Source organism: Shewanella metallivivens, from assembly GCF_028750675.1.
Taxonomy (GTDB): domain Bacteria; phylum Pseudomonadota; class Gammaproteobacteria; order Enterobacterales; family Shewanellaceae; genus Shewanella; species Shewanella metallivivens.
On the sequence record NZ_JAQQPZ010000002.1, the window covers coordinates 545,187 to 566,650 of the forward strand.

14 protein-coding genes (1 of these 14 only partly in view) are annotated in these 21,464 nt (G+C 38.7%); 7 read left to right on the forward strand and 7 right to left on the reverse strand.

Translation table 11 applies throughout. The features are described from left to right. Positions 1-112: 112 nt before the first annotated feature. Together PQR79_RS05240 and PQR79_RS05245 are read right to left on the reverse strand one after the other, a co-directional pair. Positions 113-1,537 carry a transglycosylase SLT domain-containing protein gene (locus PQR79_RS05240; RefSeq protein ID WP_238103700.1) on the reverse strand — a complete coding sequence of 475 codons (1,425 nt, stop codon included), beginning with the start codon at positions 1,535-1,537 and terminating at the stop codon, positions 113-115. A gap of 144 nt (positions 1,538-1,681) precedes the next feature. Next, complete coding sequence (locus PQR79_RS05245; RefSeq protein WP_238103699.1) at positions 1,682-3,046, reverse strand: MATE family efflux transporter; 1,365 nt, start codon at positions 3,044-3,046, stop codon at positions 1,682-1,684. 453 nt (positions 3,047-3,499) lie between these two features. Between PQR79_RS05245 and PQR79_RS05250 the strand changes: the two genes are divergently transcribed. From PQR79_RS05250 to PQR79_RS05260, 3 genes are all read left to right on the forward strand, one after another. Beyond that, a complete protein-coding gene (locus PQR79_RS05250; RefSeq protein WP_238103698.1) occupies positions 3,500-4,213 on the forward strand; it encodes a FadR/GntR family transcriptional regulator in 714 nt (237 codons plus the stop codon). A 182-nt stretch (positions 4,214-4,395) separates the two neighbouring features. Continuing rightward, on the forward strand, positions 4,396-6,261 hold the full coding sequence (locus PQR79_RS05255) for a putative nucleotidyltransferase substrate binding domain-containing protein (RefSeq protein ID WP_238103697.1): 1,866 nt from the start codon (positions 4,396-4,398) through the stop codon (positions 6,259-6,261). Continuing rightward, a complete protein-coding gene (locus tag PQR79_RS05260; protein ID WP_238103696.1) occupies positions 6,261-6,974 on the forward strand; it encodes a 3'-5' exonuclease in 714 nt (237 codons plus the stop codon). The genes PQR79_RS05255 and PQR79_RS05260 overlap by 1 nt, the downstream gene beginning before the upstream one ends. Positions 6,975-7,032: 58 nt before the next feature. Here PQR79_RS05260 and PQR79_RS05265 read toward each other — a convergent pair whose 3' ends face one another. After that, the gene (locus PQR79_RS05265; protein WP_238103695.1) at positions 7,033-7,992 is read right to left on the reverse strand and encodes a polysaccharide lyase family 7 protein; all 960 of its coding nucleotides are present in this window, start codon (positions 7,990-7,992) and stop codon (positions 7,033-7,035) included. Positions 7,993-8,279: 287 nt separating this feature from the next. On the opposite strand from PQR79_RS05265, the gene PQR79_RS05270 reads away from it, so the two are divergent. The 4 genes from PQR79_RS05270 to PQR79_RS05285 all read left to right on the forward strand — a co-directional run bounded on the left by PQR79_RS05270 (position 8,280) and on the right by PQR79_RS05285 (position 14,347). Next, positions 8,280-9,839 (forward strand): polysaccharide lyase 6 family protein, encoded by a 1,560-nt coding sequence (locus PQR79_RS05270; RefSeq protein WP_238103694.1) that lies wholly within the window; start codon positions 8,280-8,282, stop codon positions 9,837-9,839. Positions 9,840-9,910: 71 nt separating this feature from the next. Continuing rightward, entirely contained in the window at positions 9,911-12,451 is a 2,541-nt protein-coding gene (locus tag PQR79_RS05275) for a hypothetical protein (protein ID WP_238103693.1), read from the forward strand. 78 nt (positions 12,452-12,529) lie between these two features. Then, positions 12,530-13,345: a hypothetical protein gene (locus PQR79_RS05280; protein ID WP_238103692.1), complete on the forward strand. Its 816-nt coding sequence runs from the start codon at positions 12,530-12,532 to the stop codon at positions 13,343-13,345. Between the two features lie 126 nt (positions 13,346-13,471). After that, entirely contained in the window at positions 13,472-14,347 is an 876-nt protein-coding gene (locus PQR79_RS05285; RefSeq protein ID WP_238103690.1) for a polysaccharide lyase family 7 protein, read from the forward strand. Positions 14,348-14,437: 90 nt separating this feature from the next. On the opposite strand, the gene PQR79_RS05290 is transcribed toward PQR79_RS05285, so the two are convergent. The 4 genes from PQR79_RS05290 to PQR79_RS05305 form a co-directional block, all read right to left on the reverse strand. Continuing rightward, complete coding sequence (locus PQR79_RS05290; protein ID WP_238103688.1) at positions 14,438-14,869, reverse strand: hypothetical protein; 432 nt, start codon at positions 14,867-14,869, stop codon at positions 14,438-14,440. Between the two features lie 509 nt (positions 14,870-15,378). Beyond that, positions 15,379-16,635 carry an alginate lyase family protein gene (locus PQR79_RS05295; protein WP_238103686.1) on the reverse strand — a complete coding sequence of 419 codons (1,257 nt, stop codon included), beginning with the start codon at positions 16,633-16,635 and terminating at the stop codon, positions 15,379-15,381. A 33-nt stretch (positions 16,636-16,668) separates the two neighbouring features. Then, complete coding sequence (locus PQR79_RS05300; protein ID WP_238103685.1) at positions 16,669-18,438, reverse strand: sodium:solute symporter family transporter; 1,770 nt, start codon at positions 18,436-18,438, stop codon at positions 16,669-16,671. Positions 18,439-19,615: 1,177 nt separating this feature from the next. Beyond that, a protein-coding gene (locus PQR79_RS05305; protein ID WP_274408401.1) for a heparinase II/III domain-containing protein crosses the window boundary here: on the reverse strand, positions 19,616-21,464 show its 3' portion. 302 nt of this gene lie beyond the right edge of the window; the window shows 1,849 of its 2,151 coding nt (coding positions 303-2,151); its start codon lies beyond the right edge, outside the window — the gene reads right to left on this strand; its stop codon occupies positions 19,616-19,618.

A 21,464-nucleotide genomic window follows, 5' to 3' on the forward strand; every position in this document is an offset into this window, starting at 1 on the left:
AAAAAAAGTATGCTGTAGGGTATGTTTTTTTTACAAAATGATGGCTAGGTGAGATCAAGCGCGCAGTTTATGGCTATACGAATTAAATAATCCACTCAACAACGCGCGAAAGCTATAGAACTTGTGCCGATTTATGAGTGCTCGATTGATAAAACTTTAGTTTTTTTCCGACAATCAGTTTGTCTTTATGAAGCATATTATTCCAATAAATAATTTGCTCAACACTGACATTATACACTTTAGCAATACTCCACAGTGTGTCACCGTGTTTTACCGTGTGATCTGCTGTAGGCGACACAACAGCACTCACCGCCATTGGTTTAACAATGTTATTAGCATTATTAGGTTGATTTACAGTAATAAGCACTGATTTTACAGCGGGCAAATGCGTATCTGGATCCACTTGGGATTGTGTATGTGGCATATATAAAAATTCTCCAGCAATAATTTTATCGCCGTTGATGTCATTCATGTGTTTTATCTTGGCCACTGTTGTTTGATGTCGTTTGGCAATAATGCCAATATTGTCACCCGGCTGAATAATGTATTTATACCACTGCACCCGCTCATTGACGTCGGTATTGGCTAGAGCTTGTTTAAATTTTTGTGCTTTACTGACTGGCACAACAAGTTGATGTGGTCCATGCGGTGAGGTTGCCCAGCGGTTAAAACCTGGATTAAGTTTTTGCAGGTGTGAAACGGGCATCTTAGCCAGTTTTGCTGCAACAGCTAAGTCGATTTGTCCTCCCACATCTATCACTTCTACAATAGGTTTATTAGGAATGGGTTGAAGCTTAATACCATAGGCTTGCGCATTTTTTATCACATCGGCAATGGCAAGTAATTGAGGAACATATTGCTTGGTTTCTGTTGGTAAATTTAACGCCCAAAAATCAGTGCTTAAGCCACGTTCCTGGTTGTACTTAATTGCCTGGTTTAGTCGCCCTTCTCCGGCATTGTAGGCCGCTAAGGCATAATACCAGTTGTTTGTTTTTTGATATAAATACTCAAGCATGTCTAAGGCTGCAGATGTTGCCGCAGGCACATCTTTACGACCGTCATACCACCAATTCATGTTTAAGCCAAAATGAGTGGCCATGGGTAAGGTAAATTGCCACAAACCAGAAGCGTCAGCTTTAGAATATGCGAGTGGATTAAAAGAACTTTCAACGATAGGCAGCAAGGCAATTTCTATCGGTAAATCTCGATGATCAAATTCTTCAACAATTAAATATAAAAACGGTTTGGCACGTTGCGAAATTTGTTCAAGATGCTCAGGGTGATGAATAAACCAGTCGCGGTATTGATTAACTAAAAACTCATCAGGGATTGGCATGTCCATTTGCATACGGATCCGCTCCCATACGTCGTCAGCTTGTTTACTTTGCTGCCTGACCAATGCTCTTGGGACGTTAATCTGTTTTGTATTGACCTTGTTATTTGCTAATTTCGTCGGTTGAGCATCATTTAAGGTAGCTGTTTGGCAACCGGTTAAGACTATGACACTCGCAGCAAGAAGAATAATGGTTGATTTCAATTCGAGTTAACCCTTAGCTATCACTCAGGCAATTTTGTATACGAATATTGAGCATTGTAATTGAGTTATAAAAGGCATTCCATTTCTTTTGTGTACCTAAAATAGTCATTTTATTCAGCTTGATAAAGTGTTATTTAGGCTTAATCAAATCAATTTTTCAGCTTGCTTATGGTCAAACTCTTTTAATGTTTTTCTTGCTAAGTACCTAAACGGCAATGCTTTTACTGCCTCTTCAAATGGCATTACTGCGAAAGCCCAAAAAATAGATGCATCAAAATATAAAATGAGCACCCCACAAAGTGGAATAGAAATTAACCATTGTCCTGTAAAATTAATTTTGAAAACTGCTGTCGTTTTACCTAATGCACGCAATATATGACCATGGACTGTGTTATAACCCCGAATAAACGGCAACAATATATATAGCGGAGCAATGGTAGTGAGAGCTAAATAGGTTTCTGAAGCTAACCCAGGATAAATGTCTGCAATAACAAAACTTAACCCCCAGAATAGCCCACAAGAACACACAGATAACACCACCGCCATAATGATGCTGATATCTACATCGGCTGTTAGGTTGTCGAGTTTTTTAGACCCTATAGCCTGGCTAATGGTAATAGCTGATGCATGGGCCCAAGACGTAATAAACTGAGTTCCGCCCCTTATCCACGGCATTAATACGGTAATCGCAGCGTAAGCATTAATTGAAAGCTGTGAATACAATAATTGATAAATCGTCGCCCCAATTGATAACATAGTCACGTTTGCCGCAACTGGAAAAATCTCAAAAAAATGTAATTTCATGTTATTAATAAATACACTGAATTGACTGCTAAAACTCAATGTTAATTCAGCTTGATATTTTAAGCATACTGAGAGAAATACCATACGTAAACTAATGGCTGTGACACTGCCAATAGCAGCACCAATGACCCCGAGACCTTGCCACTCGTTAAAGCCATGTATTAAAAGATATGACGCAATGGCATTGATGGGCAACTCTATCAAATAACTTTTAAATGGTGTTTTACTACTGCCTATCGCGTTGAACATTGCGGTTATCACTTGAGTAATAGCAGTAAATAACACAAGGTACTTGGCAATATTTAAGTATGCGCCGATTTCAACATATAAGGTTTGATTGTCGGTCAGTTGGCGTATCAGGTCTTGATCGAGCCAAGTTAGTAATAACCAAAAAACAATGGCGACACTGAGATTGATTAACATTCCTGACCAATAAGCATTGGACAATTTAGTTGGGCTACCTGACCCTACAGCTCGGCTCATAACCAATTGAGTACCATTAGCCAGCGCCATTTGAATGCCAAGAATAAACGACACTATGGTCGTCGCAATTCCCATTGCAGCAAGCGACACCTCTCCTAAAGGACTCACCAATAAGGTATCAATCATTAACATTGATTGCATCAACAACGCGTTAAGTGCTAATGGCCAACCTAAGGCAATGTTTTTTCTTATATAATTATTTGATAGAAACGTTGTAAACACTGCACACCTTATTACACCAGATTGAAACCACAACCTATTGAATAGATTACATTAAAATCAAAAAAAATCTCAGATGAGATTTAATCCAAATACAACATGATTTTAGCCGCTTGATAATAGTAATACAATAAGATTAAATTAAAGACGCAAATACCGATTGAATCAAGATTTTTATTGGTCGTTAAAGCGATAAATCAAACACTCATTTAAAAATTCATGCCATATATTTACAAAATATGAATATAAACCGATGAGCAAGATCTTGCTATAACCCTTGTATAACCTACACTTTAGATGATAATGAATCTCAGTAAACCAAATTTATGCAAAAAAAGTGATTTATTATATAAACAAAACAACCAAGGTCACATTTTAATAAATAAGCTATTTGGTAATACCAATTTTTGGGTGTACAATTGTATTAAATAGTATATATAGCCAATTGGAAAGATTATGAATGGTGATTTTGAGTCTATTGCAGGTTCTAAACGAAGCTTACATGTGCAAGTCGCTCGTGAAATTGCAAGAAAGATTTTATCTGGTCAATTACCACAGAATTCAGTGATACCAAGTGAAGTTGACTTGTGTGAACAATTTGGGGTGAGCCGAACAGCACTGCGTGAAGCGGTTAAACTGTTAACCTCCAAAGGATTATTAAAATCTAGGCCCAAAGTTGGTACTAAAGTGGTCGAACGTGCCTACTGGAATTTCTTAGATTCACAATTGATTGAGTGGATGGATGGCATTTCTGACAATGACGAATTTTGTTCACAATTTCTTGGCTTACGTAATGCTATCGAACCAGAAGCATGTGCACTCGCCGCGCGCAATGCTACCGTTGAACAACGAATGAAACTGTCTGAAATATTCGAGCAAATGTGCGACATTGCCAACGCTGATGTATTTGACCAGGCAAAATGGACTTCTGTTGATACTCAGTTTCACAGTTTAATATTTAACTCAACCGGTAATGTTTTCTATCTGCCATTCGGTAATATTTTAACCACCATGTTTGCAAATTTTATTCATCACTCATCTACAGATGGGAGTACCTGTATTGAAGAACACCGTCAGATTTACAGTGCGATTATGGCGGGCAATAGTGACAAAGCCCGTTTAGCTTCATCAACTCATTTGCAAGCGGTTAAAGACAAATTACCAATATAATTAATTTTTAAAAAACATATCGTCACCTTATGACTTCGTTTCGATATGTTTTTTATTAATTTAACCCAGCGGCGAGCACATCAACAGTCACTATTTATTCATTCAATTAAACACATCATTGTGATAGCCAGCGAATTATAACTTTATGATAGATTGACAATTAACCTATCAAGAGACTTTTTATGCCACAGTCACTTTTACCTAATATTTCACTTTTTATTAGCCAAATAGACCCATTTGATAAAATTGATACAGAAAAGTTAAGAGAGCTCTGTACTCATGTCAAAATAAGCTATCTAGCGAAAGGCGAAAAAGTCGATTTAGCAGAAAAAGATAAAGAAACATCACTGTACATTGTTCGCACAGGGTCAATGGAACAACGAAAAACCAATGGCGTATTAAGAGCTCGTTTAGGGCCTGAAGATTTATTTGGTTTCACCTTTTTGAATGCCGCCGTTGATGATAATGAAGGTTATTACGCCACTGCAATTGAAAATACCCTACTGTATTTAATTCCGCACTCAGCATTACAGACCTTGTTTAAGCAATCACCGCATATCGCTGAGCATTTTGCCTCGCAAGCTCAAGTCCGCTTAAAGTCTGCACTCGATGTTGTTTGGTCTAATAAAGAAAAAGGCTTATTTTTACGTCGTGTAGGTGATATAGCAACCGGACGAATAGCCATTGTGACTGCAGATATGAGCATTCAACAGGTCGCTCATGAAATGCGTAATGTACTGCGAACCTCATGTGCGGTCATTTATAAAAACAACGAAATCGTTGGCTTAATTACTGACCGAGACATGACAAAACGTGTCATTGCTGATGGTGTAGCGGTTGACCGCCCCATTGAAGATGTTATGACGTTATCGCCATACATTATCAATCCAGACGATCTCGTGTTACATGCAGCGTCATTAATGATGCAGCATAACATTCGCAATTTACCTGTAGTAAAAGACAATAAAGTCATTGGGTTATTAACAACAACACACCTAGTACAAAATCACCGTATGCAAGCAATATTCTTGATTGATAAAATCAAATATGCTGGTAGCACTTCCGTTTTAGCGAGCTTCACCTCTGAGCGACAAGCTATTTTTGAAGCTTTAGTCGAAGGCAAAGTTGCTCCTGAAACCATTGGTAAAGTGATGACTATGATTATGGATGCCTATAATCGACGGTTGATTCAAATTGCTATTGATAAATTAGGTCCACCGCCTTGTGAATTCTCTTGGATAGTTGCTGGATCTCATGCGCGAAATGAAGTCCATATGCTGTCGGACCAAGACAACGCAATCGTGTTAGCTGACAATGCTACCGACAACGACAAAATTTATTTTAAACATTTGGCTAACCTCGTCACCCATGGCTTAGCCAGTTGCCATTACTCTCTTTGCTCTGGTCACTATATGGCATCAACATCTAAATGGTGCCAAACAGTATCGATTTGGAAAGCATATTATAAAAAATGGGTTGCCAATCCAGAGTATGAATGCTTGCTCAATATCAGTGTGTTTCTAGAAATCCGTACTATCTATGGAAACCCTCATTACGAAACAGAATTGCGGAACGAATTGTATAGCAACATTAAAAATAACCGCGAATTTTTAAGTTCATTGGTAAAAGATGCAGTGAACACCAATCCGCCATTGGGGATTTTTAATAAATTGGTATTGGAAAAGTCAGGTGAAAACAAGAAAACACTCGATGTAAAAAAGTACGCGATTAATTTAATTATTGATCTTGCGAGAATTTATGGTCTAGCCGTTGAATGTGATTTATCTGCAACCGATGAGCGTTTTAAAGCCGCTAACGAAAAAGGCATACTCAGTGACGACTCGTTTAAAAATATCATTGGTGCGTATAAATTTATTTTATCGTTTAGGTTTAACCACCAATTAGTCGCATTGAAACAAGGTGAAGAACCCAATAACAACATTAACCCAGATCATTTTGGCAGCTTTGAACGCAAACATCTAAAAGATGCTTTTAGAATTATTGCCGATTTACAAGAGGCCGCAAAAGTAAGATTTGGGAGTCGTTAATGAAGTCGATTATTCATTACTTTCATCCATTAATGCGAATAATGCGTGAACGTCAGCAATTTTTGCTCAATGAAAGTATACCCAAATTTATTCACGACAATTTACTGCAAACGCTACCCACGCTTAACGATACTGCTGAAGCATTTGACTATTTAGTGCTCGACTTTGAAACTACAGGTTTAGATGTCGACAATGATTTAATTTTATCGATTGGCTGGGTAGAAATAATCAACTCTCAAATTGACCTTGCCTCATGTAAGCATCATTACATTAACTCAAAATCGCAAATCAAACCGGTTACGGCGGTGATCAATCACATCACCCCACAAATGCTGAACGAAGGCGAATCGATACACGATGCAATTAAAGCCTTGTTTCACGCTTCAAAAGGTAAAATCCTGGTTGCCCATGGTTGCTTAGTAGAAGCAAGATTTTTACAAAAATACATGTTACGTAATTTTGAGTTATCAAGTTTACCTTTACTGTGGATAGACACTCTTAGTATCGAAAAGCACATGGCAATGTCGGTCAATAACCCAGACATCGATTTAACTCTTGCCACCACTAGGGAACGTTACAATTTACCCGAATACAATAATCACAATGCATTGGCCGATGCGGTATCAACAGCTGAATTATTCCTAGCACAACAAAAAAAACTACAGCCACACAATAACATTCTTTTTGGACAACTGTACAAGATGAGTCAATAACCCAAACCAATACAACAAGGGCAATGCGCAACCGGCAAATTGACACACTGCCTCGACGTTATTGATGTGTTACGGTTATCTCACTGAAGCCCACCTCAAATACTTGGTTACTATATGCACTATCCACAATGATTTGCGGGTAAATGCCCGCTTTAAAATAGTAGCTTTCATTCAACCAGTTTTTTGACAAGCTATAATAGTTTCCATCATTTGCAAGCACCGCTTCACCCCACTTTAACGTTTTAATGGTGTCGACCCCAGCAACGCTTGTTTGTAATTCAATGCCTTGCTTGTTAACGCTGATCCTGTATTGCCATTGCTCATACGCTTTCGCCACCCCAAGGTTAATACTAAACGGCTGGCAATCACTGCATGTTTGATTATCCTGTGCAAATGAATCATTGAGAATAACTCGTACAGGTTTATCATCACCTTCCCATAATAGCTTTACCAACGCTTGCTTAATCTCATAACCATGGACTTGACCAAGTACCACCTTTGGCGCCACACCAATAATGGAAGGATATTGAGCAATAATAAGACGGGCTGACAGTTGATGCTCACCGGTAATAAACCAATTTTGATGACTCGAACTGCAGCGATTTTCAGTATCAAAATAGCGCAGCTCGCGTAACTCTGAGCGCACATAACTCGAATTGTCGGTTGTGGCGCCGACTTCATCTAAATTCACTTTAAAATGTAATATGTCAGGAGACGTTTCCCGCCAAAAATACTCAAGCGAAGTGTCATTTGTCAGTGTTTCTTTGCCACTACACTCTGCTGGGATCAATTCAGCGGCACTACTCCCACCGGTTCCATAATAATCATCTTGGCTCACAGGCAGTGTTAATTTCCATTGATTGATATTCCAACCGCAGTCGTTGCAATCGTCAGACTCACTACCACTATTATTAGGTAGTGTGTCTGACACATCTTGACCATCAGTACTTGAACCGCCACATGCAGACAGTGCCAATACAGTGGTTAATGTTAGCCATTTTAGTTTAAACGCCTTCATACAACCCCCTTATTAGTATTACAATACCATAAGGCACAATACCGATAACGCATACAAAAAACTCTGTGACAGAGGTCAAACTATCGCGTAAATGTTATTGCATATAAGCTAACCCTAAAGTTAACGGAAAAATAAAATTAGATATTTTAGCTATTTATATAAATTTTGTTATTTTTTAGCACATATTTACTACAACGACGTAAAAGTTTGTTTCACATCACAGAAAACTATCACCTAAAAAGAGAGAATGCTTTCAGAGCTTATTATAATACAAATAGGGGATAAATATGAAAAAGACATTATTAGCAGGAGCAATCGCCCTCAGCTTACTAGGCGGCTGTGTTTCGACTGATACGTCAAATGAGGTACCTAACAATCCAGTTGTGAATACTGCAGCGTTAGAAACCAACTCTAAACTGCTTATTAGCAGTAATACATTGACAACTGCTGATGCCCAAGCATTAAAAGCCCAACTACTCAATTTAAAAGACGGTGACACATTTGACATCGCACCAGGCAAATTTGCCAATTTGGGCAGATTCGACATTACAGCTAACAATGTCACGATAAAAGCAAGTGAACCGGGTAAAACATGGTTTACAGGTTCAACTCAACTTAACCTTCGAGGTAATAACATCACACTAGACGGTGTTGTGTTTACTGAAGGGGGTCCAGCAGAACGTATGGGCGGTATTGTTTTTCGTGGAAATAACAACCTAGTGACTAACTCAACATTCTATTTCTTTAATGATGGTTACGAATATGAACCTATGGGCGATCGTGACGAATACCCCAAATATTTATGGGTATCTATTTATGGAAAAAATAATCAATTAATTAACAACACGTTTGAAGGTAAACATAAGCGCGGTACATTAATCGGTATTCAAAAAGCTAAAGGTGACAAAACCCCCGATAACCATGTCATCAAAGGAAACCTGTTTTTTAACCAAAAAAGCAATCAATTCTACGAATTCGATTTTAAAGCCGCTGAGCGTTATAACTCAAACAGCTGGGAAGCTATCCGAGTTGGCGATTCAAAAAGTTCTATTTACCCCTCTCAAACCCTAGTTGAAGGTAATTTATTCCTGCAATGCGACGGTGAAACAGAACTGATCACCTTTAAGTCTGGCGAAAATATCCTTAGAGGTAATACGATTGTAGACAGTGCATCAATGATTTCATTACGTCACGGTAAAAACAATACCGTTGAAAACAATGTGATTATTGGTAATGCCAAACGCTATACCGGTGGTATTCGTTTTTACGATGAAGGCCATGTTATTCGTAACAATTACATTGAGCGCGTTATGGGAACGGGTAATGTGCGTGGTGGTATTGCCGTTAATACCGGTATTACTGACGTCCAAAATGGCGAAAAACTAGGTGGCGGCGTTAAAGGTAAAGGCCTCAATAAACAAGCAACCCCATACAAAGTATTAGTTGAAAATAATTCGATTATCGATTCTCGTCAAAATATTCTTTATTCATCAAAAGTGCATAGTGTTAGCCAATATGATAACTCCAAAGTTTCGACGGTTTATGCAGGTACAGATATCACTTTTAGAAACAACCTTTCTTTTGCAGACCAGAAAAAAACCTTAGCGGTTAAAGGCGATGATGGTAATGCGCCATTAGTGAATCCCGTTTACGAAAATGAACTGTATTACGGCGAAGTAGCAGAAACAACTTTGCCAAACATTCCAGGCATCATTACTGACTTAAAGCCTGAGTTGGTTCGCGGTGAAAATGGCTTATTAGAAGCAACAAATTACACAGGTGGTGCTAGAGGGTTAACGGTACTGACGGTTAACGATACAGGCGCATCATATCGAATTCAAAAATAATCGAATCAATTCATCCAATTATATTAAAACTTCACTTCATAAAAAGAAGTGTTAACTAGAGAGATGTTACAATGAAAAAAAGTACATTAGCTAGCTTAATTTGTATTGCTTTATCTGCTGGTGCTTTAAGTGGTTGTGATTTTTATGATGAACCTTCCACATCAGAAACAATAACAGACACCACACCAGAACCCACACCTGATGAACCCACGGCATTTGTTTCAACAACTGCCGAACTCATTGCCGCAATTGATACGGCCGAAACCGGTGATTTTATTGGTTTAAGTACCACTGGAGATTTTTCCAACACAGGTACAATTATATTAGATAAAGCGATTACCTTGATTTCTGCAGATGCTTTAGGAAATATTCTTGAAGTTGATGGGGATACCACGACAGACCAAGCAGTGTTTACCGGTGCTGTTTGTATCGACATTCCAACAGAAGCTGTTGAAACTCTTAATGATGGTAATCAAGTTCGTATTTCAAACATCGCATTTGAAAACATTATCATGGATTCATGTGGTAGTGGTGAAAGTACTTCAAACTCAATTATTAACATAGGAAAAGTAGGCAAAGGTAAAACTGCTGTACTGCTTGATAATCTGACCTTTGATGGAACATCGTTTACAGAGACAACAGGTTCAAGTGATGCTTGGGTATATTCACGTGGTTTAGTTGACCTTTCAGACAGCACGTTTACCAATAAATCAGAAAATGCACAAAGCATTTTGTATTTAAATTGTGGTAGTTCAACCTCTCGCGGCGGCAGTAATGATGACCCACGAGGTTCAACTTTTACAGGTAATACTTTCTCACTTGCTGGGTTGAACTCTGCAGGTGTCGTTAAAGCCGCAACCATTGGTGTACCAAGTAATTTAGGGCAAGATAACAAAAATTGTGCGACTACATTTACAGATAATACATTCGAAAACTTTACGTATTTAATCAGTGAAACCAGCGATCCATCAACCGCACTTTATGATGTCTTTGGCGATACAGTGCTAACTGACAATACATTAGTTAATGATCTTGATGACACTACTACCCCACCAGTAACTGGTACCACTGATCCTAAAAATGTCGATGAACTTAACGCAGCTATATTAGCGGCAACAGCAGGCAGTACGATCACTTTAGGTGCAGGCGATGACTACGACTTTTCTGCTGGAACAATCACCATTGATAAAGCAATTAAATTAGTGGGTGAAGATGGCGCTCTAATTACTGGTACAGCCTGTATTGACGTACTTGATGCAGCAGTTGGCACCGAAATATCTAATATTACCTTTACAGAAATCACCCTAGACGTATGTGGTGATACGTCAGGAAGTTCATCTAATTCAATTATTAACATTGGTAAAGTAGGTAAAGATAAACTGGGTGTTACCCTAGATAAACTTAATTTTGATGGTGCTGAATTTATTGAACCTACTGGGTCTAGTGACGCTTGGATCTACTCACGTGGTTTAGTTGATATTTCTGATAGCATTTTTGCTAATAAATCAGCTGATGCGCAGAATATTTTATATTTAAACTGTGGCAGTTCAGCCTCTCGTGGTGGCAGCAACTCAGACCCACGAGGATCTATATTTTCAAACAACACTTTTGCATTAGCAGAGTTCAATGCTTCAGGCATGACCAAAGCAGCCACCATTGGGGTACCAAGTAACTTAGGTCAAGAAGATAAGAATTGTGCAACCACATTTACAGCTAATACATTCACAAACTTTAGTGCATTAATCAGTACCACTGAAGATAACTCGACTGCGCTTTATGATGTGTTTGGTGATACGACAGAGTCCGAAAATATTTTAGAAAGCACCCCAACTGAAGAGCCAGTGTTGCCGCTAAATGTGGCTGAAATAAATGCAGCAATTGTTGCTGCAGAATCTGGCGCAACAATCACTTTAGGTGCAGGCGATCAATATGATTATTCATCGGGTGTTATCACTATCGACAAAGCCATAAAGTTAGTCGGACAAGAAGGTGCAACCATTTCTGGAAACACCTGCATCGATGTGGTTGATGGTGCAGCTGGCGCCGAAATTTCGAATATCACGTTCGCTAACGATGCGATTGCGTTATGTGGAACAACTGATGATGCAAAAGAAGCGGTAATCAACATCCAAAAAGTGGGCGAAGATGAGATGCCAATCATCTTAACTGACCTCACCTTTAATACCACTTTGATCACCTCGCAAGATCAAATTGAAAACAAAGGTGCATGGATCCGTTCTTATGGCTTTATTAATCTCACAAACAGCAGTTTTACAACGCAAGACTCTGGCTTACAAAATGACTTAGTTAAACTCACTTGTAGCTCGTCTAAAGGCAAAATGGGAACCCTAATCGATGGCAATCTATTTTCTATTGCCGGTGCCGACGCTAAAGAAACCGCAGCAATTAAAATTGGCGACTCAAGCAGCGGCGCGATCAAAGATGCTGACAACGAAAACAACTGCAATGTAACGGTCAGTAATAACACATTTACCGGATACACATTCGACATTGTCAATAGTGTTGGTTCAAGTGGGGCACGTGATGCCGCTATCTTCGCTCGCTTAGAAAGCGAAAGCACAAACCAGTTCCCTGGCAACACTTTCAACTAAAAATTAATAATTTAACCCTCTTTGTTTCTCAATTATTGAGTCTCAAAGAGGTGTTTCAAACAAAATTGGGATATGAATATGAATAAATATGTTGCCGTAGGTGCTGGTGTTCTGGGGTTACTTGCTTTTAATGCTTTAGCAGATGATTCAGATGATGTAAGACCTGGCACAAGTACGATATCAATAAAATGGGAACACAAATTATTAGAAGGCCGGACTGATAAGCCAAAAGTTGAATTTGCACATCGTATGCGGAACGGCTTTCAATTTGGCTTTGAACAAGTATGGCTATATGACCGCAGCGAGTCTGAAGTTGATGCTGGGTTTGCACCAGAACAATATGAAATGAACTTTAAAACGGATTACAAATGGACATGGGGTAATAAAAAACACCAAGCAGGTCCAGTTCTTGATTATCAGTTAAAAGAAGATGCAAAAAATATCCGTGCAGGTGTTTATTATGGTTACCGGGTTAGCAAAAACTTAAGTACAAAAATCAGGGCTCGTTACTCAACTAATTTAGAAAGAATAAGAATTGGTGAAGGTGACCGTGATGATACAAACAAAGAAATGCGCTATGACTTTTGGTTAACTTATAGATGGGATGCATTTACATTTGTTTGGGATGCCATTTTCTTACAAAAACTATCATCAAATCTAAATAGTTCAGGTGTTGAACAGCATATATTTGACAACAATAAACAAACAGCTTGGGAGCATGAGTTTAGTGCTGAATATCGTATGCCTAACTCTCGTGAACATGCTTTTTACGGCAAATTTAAATTTAAACAAGAGTTAAATAAACCGAGCCATACATCTGATAGAAATGGGGGTTATGATTGGTATGGTAAACGTGATAATGCAATAGAAGTTGGTTATAAATACCGTTTCTAAACACAAAATGCAGCCTACACAAGTTAATCTTGCTGTAGGCTTCAACGTTTAATTGACATTAATCATCAAAGACAGCTCAGCGCCAAGGTGATTGTTGATTAAATTCATGCATATAAAGGAAACATTATGGTCCTAAAACAATCTACAACGATGTTAATGTTGTCAGGTGTATTACTAACCGGCTGTATGAGTACATATGAGCCAATCAAAGTGATGCCAAGTAATGGTGAGCAAGGTATTCCTGCTGATTACTCAAAATTCCATTCAATCTTAAGCGTATCAAAATTACAAATCTCAACACCTAACGCCAAAGAAGGTAGCAAAAATGAAGTTGCCACAGACAGTAATTTTGCAGGTGTAATGGATGAAAACTTTTATGTAGATAAAGGTTCTGAGGCATTAGTCTTTAAAATGCAAGGTTATAAACTTAGAAATGAACTGCGTATTTTAGAGAACTTTAAAACAGACAATCCTTATAAAATTTATAAGTTAAGCGCTGATTTAATGTTAAAAGATCCTATGACGGCAATAAAAAATAGTGACCCTAATCGTGATGAAATGACCTTTTTACAAGTTCATAATAAAGGAACACACGATGATGGAAAACACGGTGCGGGTTACATCCCTCACCCACTCGTTCGTATCGTTTGGGAAGGCGAGCGTCGAGGTATAACCAATCATTATTGGGCAATTGTTAAAAATAACGCGGTAAATTGTTCAAAAGACTTTGGTAACCGTGAAAAACAAATCTGTAAAAAAGCGTATACACGCTATGATTTAGGCGAACATGATCCGATAAACCCAGTCCACTTTGACATTACCGTCGGTGATAGAAGACTGCTCATCGACTTTAATGGTGACAACGTTGTCGATCATAACCTCGATTACTGGACTCACATGCGTAGTTATTTTAAAGCTGGAGTGTACAATCAGTTTGAAAACGGCCAAAGCGAAGCGCACTTTTATAACTTGAAATACTCAGTTGAAGAAACAAAGTTTTAACACTGACCAAGACATAATCAGTGATACATTAACTTTGATGTAGGTTATACAAAATCGCAGTTGAATTGTTCAACTGCGTTTTTATGTTATTCATAGAGGGTGTAACAGCTTAAACGATACTAGCATTGTCTCAAAAGTGATCATTTCGCAACATTGAATGACCTCATTCTTCATTTTTTCTAAATGATGACTAATAGATTTCTCTTGTAAGTTGTCTCGTTGTGATACATCTGCTATTCCCTTATTATTTCTGTATTCAGTAGAATTAAATTCATCGATATTTGCAAAGCTACGTTGTAAATACCCCATGAAACTATGGTGTTGTTCATTAGAATGCTTAATGTCTTTATCAAGTTGGATATCAATATCCCATTCAGCAAATGCCATTGTAATTTCTTGTTCAAAATGTGCTGACATTAATTCCCTATCGCCATTTGCATCTGCTAAATTATCAGCAGTAAACACATGAGTTATGACCAATTCAAATTGAACAACCAGGTCAAATATATCACGATCAACCATAAGGATCTCCTATCCAGTAATTCACTGAATTTGTAACACTCTAAACGTGCAGTTCATTGATATTTTTGCCGCATGTGATTGACGTATTATTCAACGATTTGAATTTAGATTAGTTTATATCTAATAATTTATTGATGTAAAGATAAGCGTTACCCAAACAACCTGAAGATGCATATTTCAGAGCATCATCGGGTGTTCAGTACTAGGCACGTTAATGCGGTGATGTAAGCATATTATGTATTAGCGCACCAACCGAGTGGTAAAGGATGAAACTCCTAAGGGGCAAGTTTTACACACGTTTATGCTGTGTTTTTTGTCAATATTAGCTGGTTTTAGGAAGGGATAAGCCATTACCAGTAACGACTGTCTTGAGGCTATTGAATATCATGCGACAGTAAACAACATAGTGTAGCCATTAAACAATGGCGCCATAACCGAAAATGAACGTAAACATTAAAAACATATTCCGGATCAACGCCATAAGCTTAAGATGTATAAAGGTTTATTGGCTATTTTTTCAAATAAAGTAACTCAATATCTCGTTGCGCCCAGACTTCAGATAAATCGTTCTTAACTGTAAAAGAACTAAAATCTGTTTCTGTGGCTAACCTAATCCATTCAGCTTTATTTAGAGCAATGCCCGCTTTTAAATACAGTGGTGTCATGCGTTCAACACGGCGACGTTTATCTTTTTGACTGTAAGGCCATTTTATTGCGGGGTCATGATAATTGGCCATAAACAAGATACCTTCAATTAACGAGCCTCCTTTTTCATTTTTATACTTCCACAAATCAATACCTAACTTGTCGCCTAACTGTGCAATGCCGACTAATGGGTCGAGGCTAAAATAATGATAATGGTATGCGCGAGTACGTTCAATTTCATGAGGTTGCGAACCATCAGCTTCAAATTGAGTGTCGATACGCATTTTACCTTTTTGTACCATTTGTTTTGCCAATGCTTTATTACCTAAAAAGTAAGCAATACCCGCTAATTGATAATCATACCAAGTGCCGTGATTATTGGCCGAATAAGCTTCGCCTTTGGGCCCCCCACTAAGATCATCGATAATCATCCAATCAAGATATTCACTGTACCATTGATGAATTGCTAACTCGTCAGCCTCTGTCCAATGAGGCGAGCTTGATAATATTGCTATCGAATCAAGCATGCGTTCTACCAAGGTTCTAGTATCAATAATACCGCTACGTCGTCCATCCGCAACGCCCGGCACACCTTGCCCAAATTTAACATTGGGGTTCATTCTAGTCGGTTCATTAATAAACCAAGTTCGAATATAGTGGATTCCTTTCTGAGCGTATTGTTCATCTTGACTAAAGTAATATGCCAATGCGATAGCTCTTACACTGCGTGTAAAATTGCCTATCCGTTTTGAGTCTGTTTGATCAGTTTTAGAAGCAGGGTTAGTTTTGCCATCATGACGGACCCACGGTAATCCGTCAGCTTTATTCTCATCTGGCCACCAATATGGACTGATACTCATGTAATCATGCTTATCACCACTCGGTGGTGTCATCCCTTTATGGGTCACACTAAAAGGACCAGCCTGAATTGCAATATCAGCTTCTTCAAGCAGCAATTGATAACTGTGTTTCATTGACATCGTTACATCATCTGAGTGTAACAATGCGCGATTGGACGCTAATATTTGTGGCTCTAGAAAAACAAATTCACTGGCCATGATTGGTGAACTTAATACTGAAATAATACATGCCATTAAGGGCATTTTATTTAACACTGTCATGCTGTACGCCTTATATTGCAATCACATTATTTATTAAGCCGTTTCAGCATCTGATACCGACTCAACGTTATCATCAACCGCTTTAACCAACAGCAAACCAACGGCGAATACAATGAGGCCGCATAATACAAATGTCATTCGTCCCCAAAACGGATTAGGTAATGCGAACATGGCCATAATCGCAATGCCAACAGAGGCAATTAAGCTACCTAGCATTTTACGTTGTTTGTTATCTAATTTTTTCTGCACTGTACCCTCTGACACTAATGGTGTGGCAAGGTTGTCAAAAAAAGCATCAACGTTACGTTGACGGTCATCAGACAATGGTTTGTAAAATAATGTCGACATAACAAAGAACCCACCGGTAAACACTATGTGCCCTATTAAGCCAATAGCCACTTTTAGATCTGCCCATTCACGAGTGGTTAATTTATTGTCTAATGCAAACAGAGTTTCAATCATTTCAGGAGTAATAATGAACCCCACAACAATTGATACACAAGCCCCCATAATAAGCGTGCCCCATGCAGCCCAATCAGGGGTTTTCTTGATAAAAAAACCACAAAATGCAGGGATTGTCATCGGAAAACTGAGTAATGCTCCCACATACATCATAGTGTCAAATAAACTTAACCCTTTTAGAGAGTTAATAAATAATGCAACCAAAATAATGGCCACACCAAAAGCTGTTGAAGTCAGTTTAGAAACGGTCACTAGCTCTTTTTCTGAAGCATGAGGTCGTAAGATGGGTTCATAAAAGTTTTTAACGAAGATGCCTGAGTTACGATTTAATCCAGAATCCATTGATGACATAGTCGCAGCAAACATAGCGGCAATAAGCAAGCCCACCATGCCAATAGGCATATAATTTTCAACAAAATATAAATACGCAAAATCTGCAGCTTTACTGCCAGCCTCAGGATACGCAGCGGCTAAATCAATCCCTTGCCCAGCTATAAACCAACTTGGCATAAACCAAATAACCGGACCAAGCGTCATCAAAATGCAAGCTAATAATGCGGCTTTTCGGGCGTTATTTGAATCTTTTGCCGCAAGATATCGATAAGAATTCAACATATTGTTGGTAATGCTAAACTGCTTGATAAAGATAAATACTGCCCATAATGTAAATATACTCAGGTAATTTAAGTCTCCACCAGTGACAAACGACTCTGTAGGAAAGCTCTCTATAATATTAACCGGACCACCACCGTAAACCATGGCAGATATTGCACATGTTAATGTCACAGCAATAATGATCACCATTTGCATAAAATCAGAAGCAATAACCGCCCAAGAACCACCGGTAACAGACATTGCTAATACCACTAAACCTGTTAATACGATGGTAGTCGTCATATCAAAACCGAATATGCTTGAAGCAATAATGGCTAATCCATTTAACCAAATGCCTGCAGATACCACGCTATTTGGCATTCCCGTCCAAGTGAATACTTGTTCGTTAGTGTTACCAAAACGCATCCTAATGGCTTCAATAACAGTAACTACTCGTAATTGGCGAAACTTAGGCGCAAAATAAACGTAATTCATTAAATAACCAAACGCATTGGCTAAAAATAAAAACGCCACAGCAAAACCATCGGTGTAGGCCTTACCTGCCGCCCCCGTAAATGTCCAAGCACTAAATTGCGTCATAAAGGCTGTTGCCCCCACCATCCACCACAACATGCTCCCGCCACCCCGAAAGTAGTCACTGGTATTGGTAGTAAACGTTCTAAACATCCAACCGATTGCGATTAGGAATAGAAAATAGATCCCGACAATAATGGTATTGAGTTCCATTTTTTGACCTTCTGTAATTTTTGATAAATTCAGTATAAAATTTTAACCAGACTATTTGTACTACAATAACTTAATTTAGTGACTCTGATCGAATTTAATCTGTTATGGGTATTCAGTGCCAGAATTTGTGTGGGAGGTATAACAATATACCATGCTCTCTGTTAAGTAATAATGTCTGCGGCAATATCACATAAAACATAAAGCATGTTATTTCAACATTATAAGTAAAATGTTAAGTGATACATTCAATTTGACACAATCTTACCAAGCATCAATCAACATTCATTTATTTGATGAAATTGTTAGCAGCATTGTCAATACATCGTACTGCAACCTTTTTATTTGTATGACTAATGAGAGCATATTTTTAGTGCAGAAATGAATAAAGTGAGAATCAATATGAAAATATCTCTGATGGATAAACTCTCGAGTGTGTGCATTGTTGGCATTACACAAATATCGGTAAATTTGGCTGCAGCCAATTATCAGCAACTGTGGCGGTAGACTGGTTGAGCACTAGCGGTGATGACAGTAAATCCCTAGGAACACTCAGTGGTAGTCGGTTAAATTCGTGGTGCCAAAACCGAACCAGTTAACATTTATTAGCGAAAATTGCCGCTACTTGATACTGGGTCATTATTTTAGAATTACGAGGTTACCCCGCAACGTTGTCTCACAACGTTATGATGTTCCCCATCCTATTTGGGGCAAACCTCATTAAACGGTAACCATTCAGCACCGGAAGATGGCATCAAGTTAAGTAAACGCTTTACCTACAAAATTAATGTCGTTGAAAATACCATGACGTGAACGTTTACTAAAAATCCAAGCACGTCTTTTGCCGAAACGAAAGTCTTTACAACTGATTTAAGTAAAGGATTACCAGGGCATAGTGATGATGTCTGTTTTGCTGACGATACGATGTACTTCAAGGCCGATGCATATAATCAATGTAACCAAGGAACTGAGCACCGTATCTGGGGTACAGCTTGTAATCATGATGGGATTGAGGCGGGTGATTATACTCAAGTGAGTTTTTATCAATTGTCATAACAACAATATTTAAGTAAGAGATTGATTAATATAATGTATTAACCAGTAATATTTGTTTCACCCAAGTAAAAAAAGGTTGAACATCTTGTTCAACCTTTTTGTTATTCAACCTGTTTATTTTGCTTTAAATTATCGAAAAAGCGCCCTGCCATTGATATGCTTGGCCATCGAATTCTGCCGTGTGCTGACCTTCTAGCGCTTCACCACTGAGATTTGAAATCGCGATGGTGTAACAATTACCACTCGTGGTAATAATATTAATCACTGTTGCGCTGTCATTATGTCCAACCACGGTAACCTTACTGACTAAACCGCGAGCACCAACCGAAGCTTCAATTGATTCGTTAAAATAACCATGGGTCTCCAGTACTGATGCAAAAACATGGTTTTGACCAGATTGACGTAATATAAACGCAGGTTCGCTGCGTAAATTAAAGTCAGGATCGTTTGCCCCTGTTCGCGCAAATATCACTTTGCTGTCTGATGTGGCGCTCGACACTAAACTGTAATAGCTATTGCCATGCAACCAGCTAAGTAAGCTGCTACCGCTGACCATACCAGATCCTACATTCCATAAATGCTGATAACCATTATCGACGCCGAGTGCTGTCAATGTTTTCTCGGTGTGATAGTCAAAGTCAGTACGGATTATTTGCCCAGAATAATGTACTGGTAAATCGTATTGATGTGGTTGATCTGCCTTAATACGGTAAACATCAATTACTAACGGCTTTTCAAACTCTGCGAGCTCGGCAATAATAATGCTACGTTGCATTTCAGTGCCATCGTAATAACCGGATATACGGCCGCTCATGCCCTGTAAGCTTGAGTCATCGGCCTTAAAAAAGTGCTTTTGGCCAAATTTAGATTCAGCCCTAGCGGTATCAAAATTATTTTGAGTCTTTTGATCCACTGTGACCGTGTTGTGAGCAACGGTTTGCTTACAATATGATTTGTTTTCTGGAATATAACGGCCACCAAATTTAGGCTCTACGTTCACCCAACGGCCAAAACCGTAATCGTGCAATACTTCCTGGCCACGGTTAAACACACTGAGGTGCAAACCATCGTAATGGCCGTGGTCGAGTGCGGAATGGTATTGATGATCACTGCCATGTTGACCAAACCAAATCAGTGCCATGGTATCGTCGTTTTTAGCATCGCGATGACGTAAAATACCGACGCCGCCCTTTTCACCTTCTGGACCGTCTGTCACAAACAAGCTGCCCCAGCTAAAGGGTTTAATGTCTTTGGTGTCGCTTACTGCGTTAGATAAGGTTAAGCCAGAAATATGCACCCATACATCTTGTTGATGGTTTGCCATGCTAAGTAACGTATCGTTTTGCTCATAACGGTGATAACACACGCTGGTGGCCATGATCACACCTTCATCATTAATACTGATGGTTTTAGATGAGTCATTAAGCGCAGGCAATGTGCCGTCTGGAAACGCGGTCGACATAACGGCATATGAAGTGGTTTTAATCACAGAATCATTAAATTGGTAAATACCAATTTCAGGTTGGCGACGTTCAATGGCTTCGGCAAAAAGATAAATTGGACGTAACGAGAAACGATGGTAGTAAGGCCCTTCCATGTAGTAACCATCAGGAGAAAACAATTGGTCTAATTGCGCTAAAAAGCCGCCACTGACTTTATCTAACTTAAGCCCATATAGTGCTTTATCAACTGATGCTTGATCGTTTATCGCATAACCACAAATACCCACTGCGGCCACGGCCCATAAACCATGATTATGAATAATATCAAAGTCATGTGCATAAGTGACTACAAACATATCAATCATTTGTTTGAGTAAGTTGTCTTCAATATGTTGTTTTTGAGCATCATCTAACGTGTGATAAATGCAGCTATAGGCACACGATGCGTAGAGCATCCACATGTTTTCGTTCAATGTTTGGTGGAACAGTTTACCTGGAGGATTACTGTCACGGCTGACATTACTTTCAAGT

Coding starts and splice junctions, on each gene's coding strand:
- PQR79_RS05270 (WP_238103694.1), top strand. CDS start 8,280: ATGAAAAAGACATTATTAGCAGGAGCAATCGCCCTCAGCTTACTAGGC.
- PQR79_RS05300 (WP_238103685.1), bottom strand. CDS start 18,438: ATGGAACTCAATACCATTATTGTCGGGATCTATTTTCTATTCCTAATC.
- PQR79_RS05280 (WP_238103692.1), top strand. CDS start 12,530: ATGAATAAATATGTTGCCGTAGGTGCTGGTGTTCTGGGGTTACTTGCT.
- PQR79_RS05290 (WP_238103688.1), bottom strand. CDS start 14,869: ATGGTTGATCGTGATATATTTGACCTGGTTGTTCAATTTGAATTGGTC.
- PQR79_RS05275 (WP_238103693.1), top strand. CDS start 9,911: ATGAAAAAAAGTACATTAGCTAGCTTAATTTGTATTGCTTTATCTGCT.
- PQR79_RS05260 (WP_238103696.1), top strand. CDS start 6,261: ATGAAGTCGATTATTCATTACTTTCATCCATTAATGCGAATAATGCGT.
- PQR79_RS05250 (WP_238103698.1), top strand. CDS start 3,500: ATGAATGGTGATTTTGAGTCTATTGCAGGTTCTAAACGAAGCTTACAT.
- PQR79_RS05285 (WP_238103690.1), top strand. CDS start 13,472: ATGGTCCTAAAACAATCTACAACGATGTTAATGTTGTCAGGTGTATTA.
- PQR79_RS05265 (WP_238103695.1), bottom strand. CDS start 7,992: ATGAAGGCGTTTAAACTAAAATGGCTAACATTAACCACTGTATTGGCA.
- PQR79_RS05255 (WP_238103697.1), top strand. CDS start 4,396: ATGCCACAGTCACTTTTACCTAATATTTCACTTTTTATTAGCCAAATA.
- PQR79_RS05295 (WP_238103686.1), bottom strand. CDS start 16,635: ATGACAGTGTTAAATAAAATGCCCTTAATGGCATGTATTATTTCAGTA.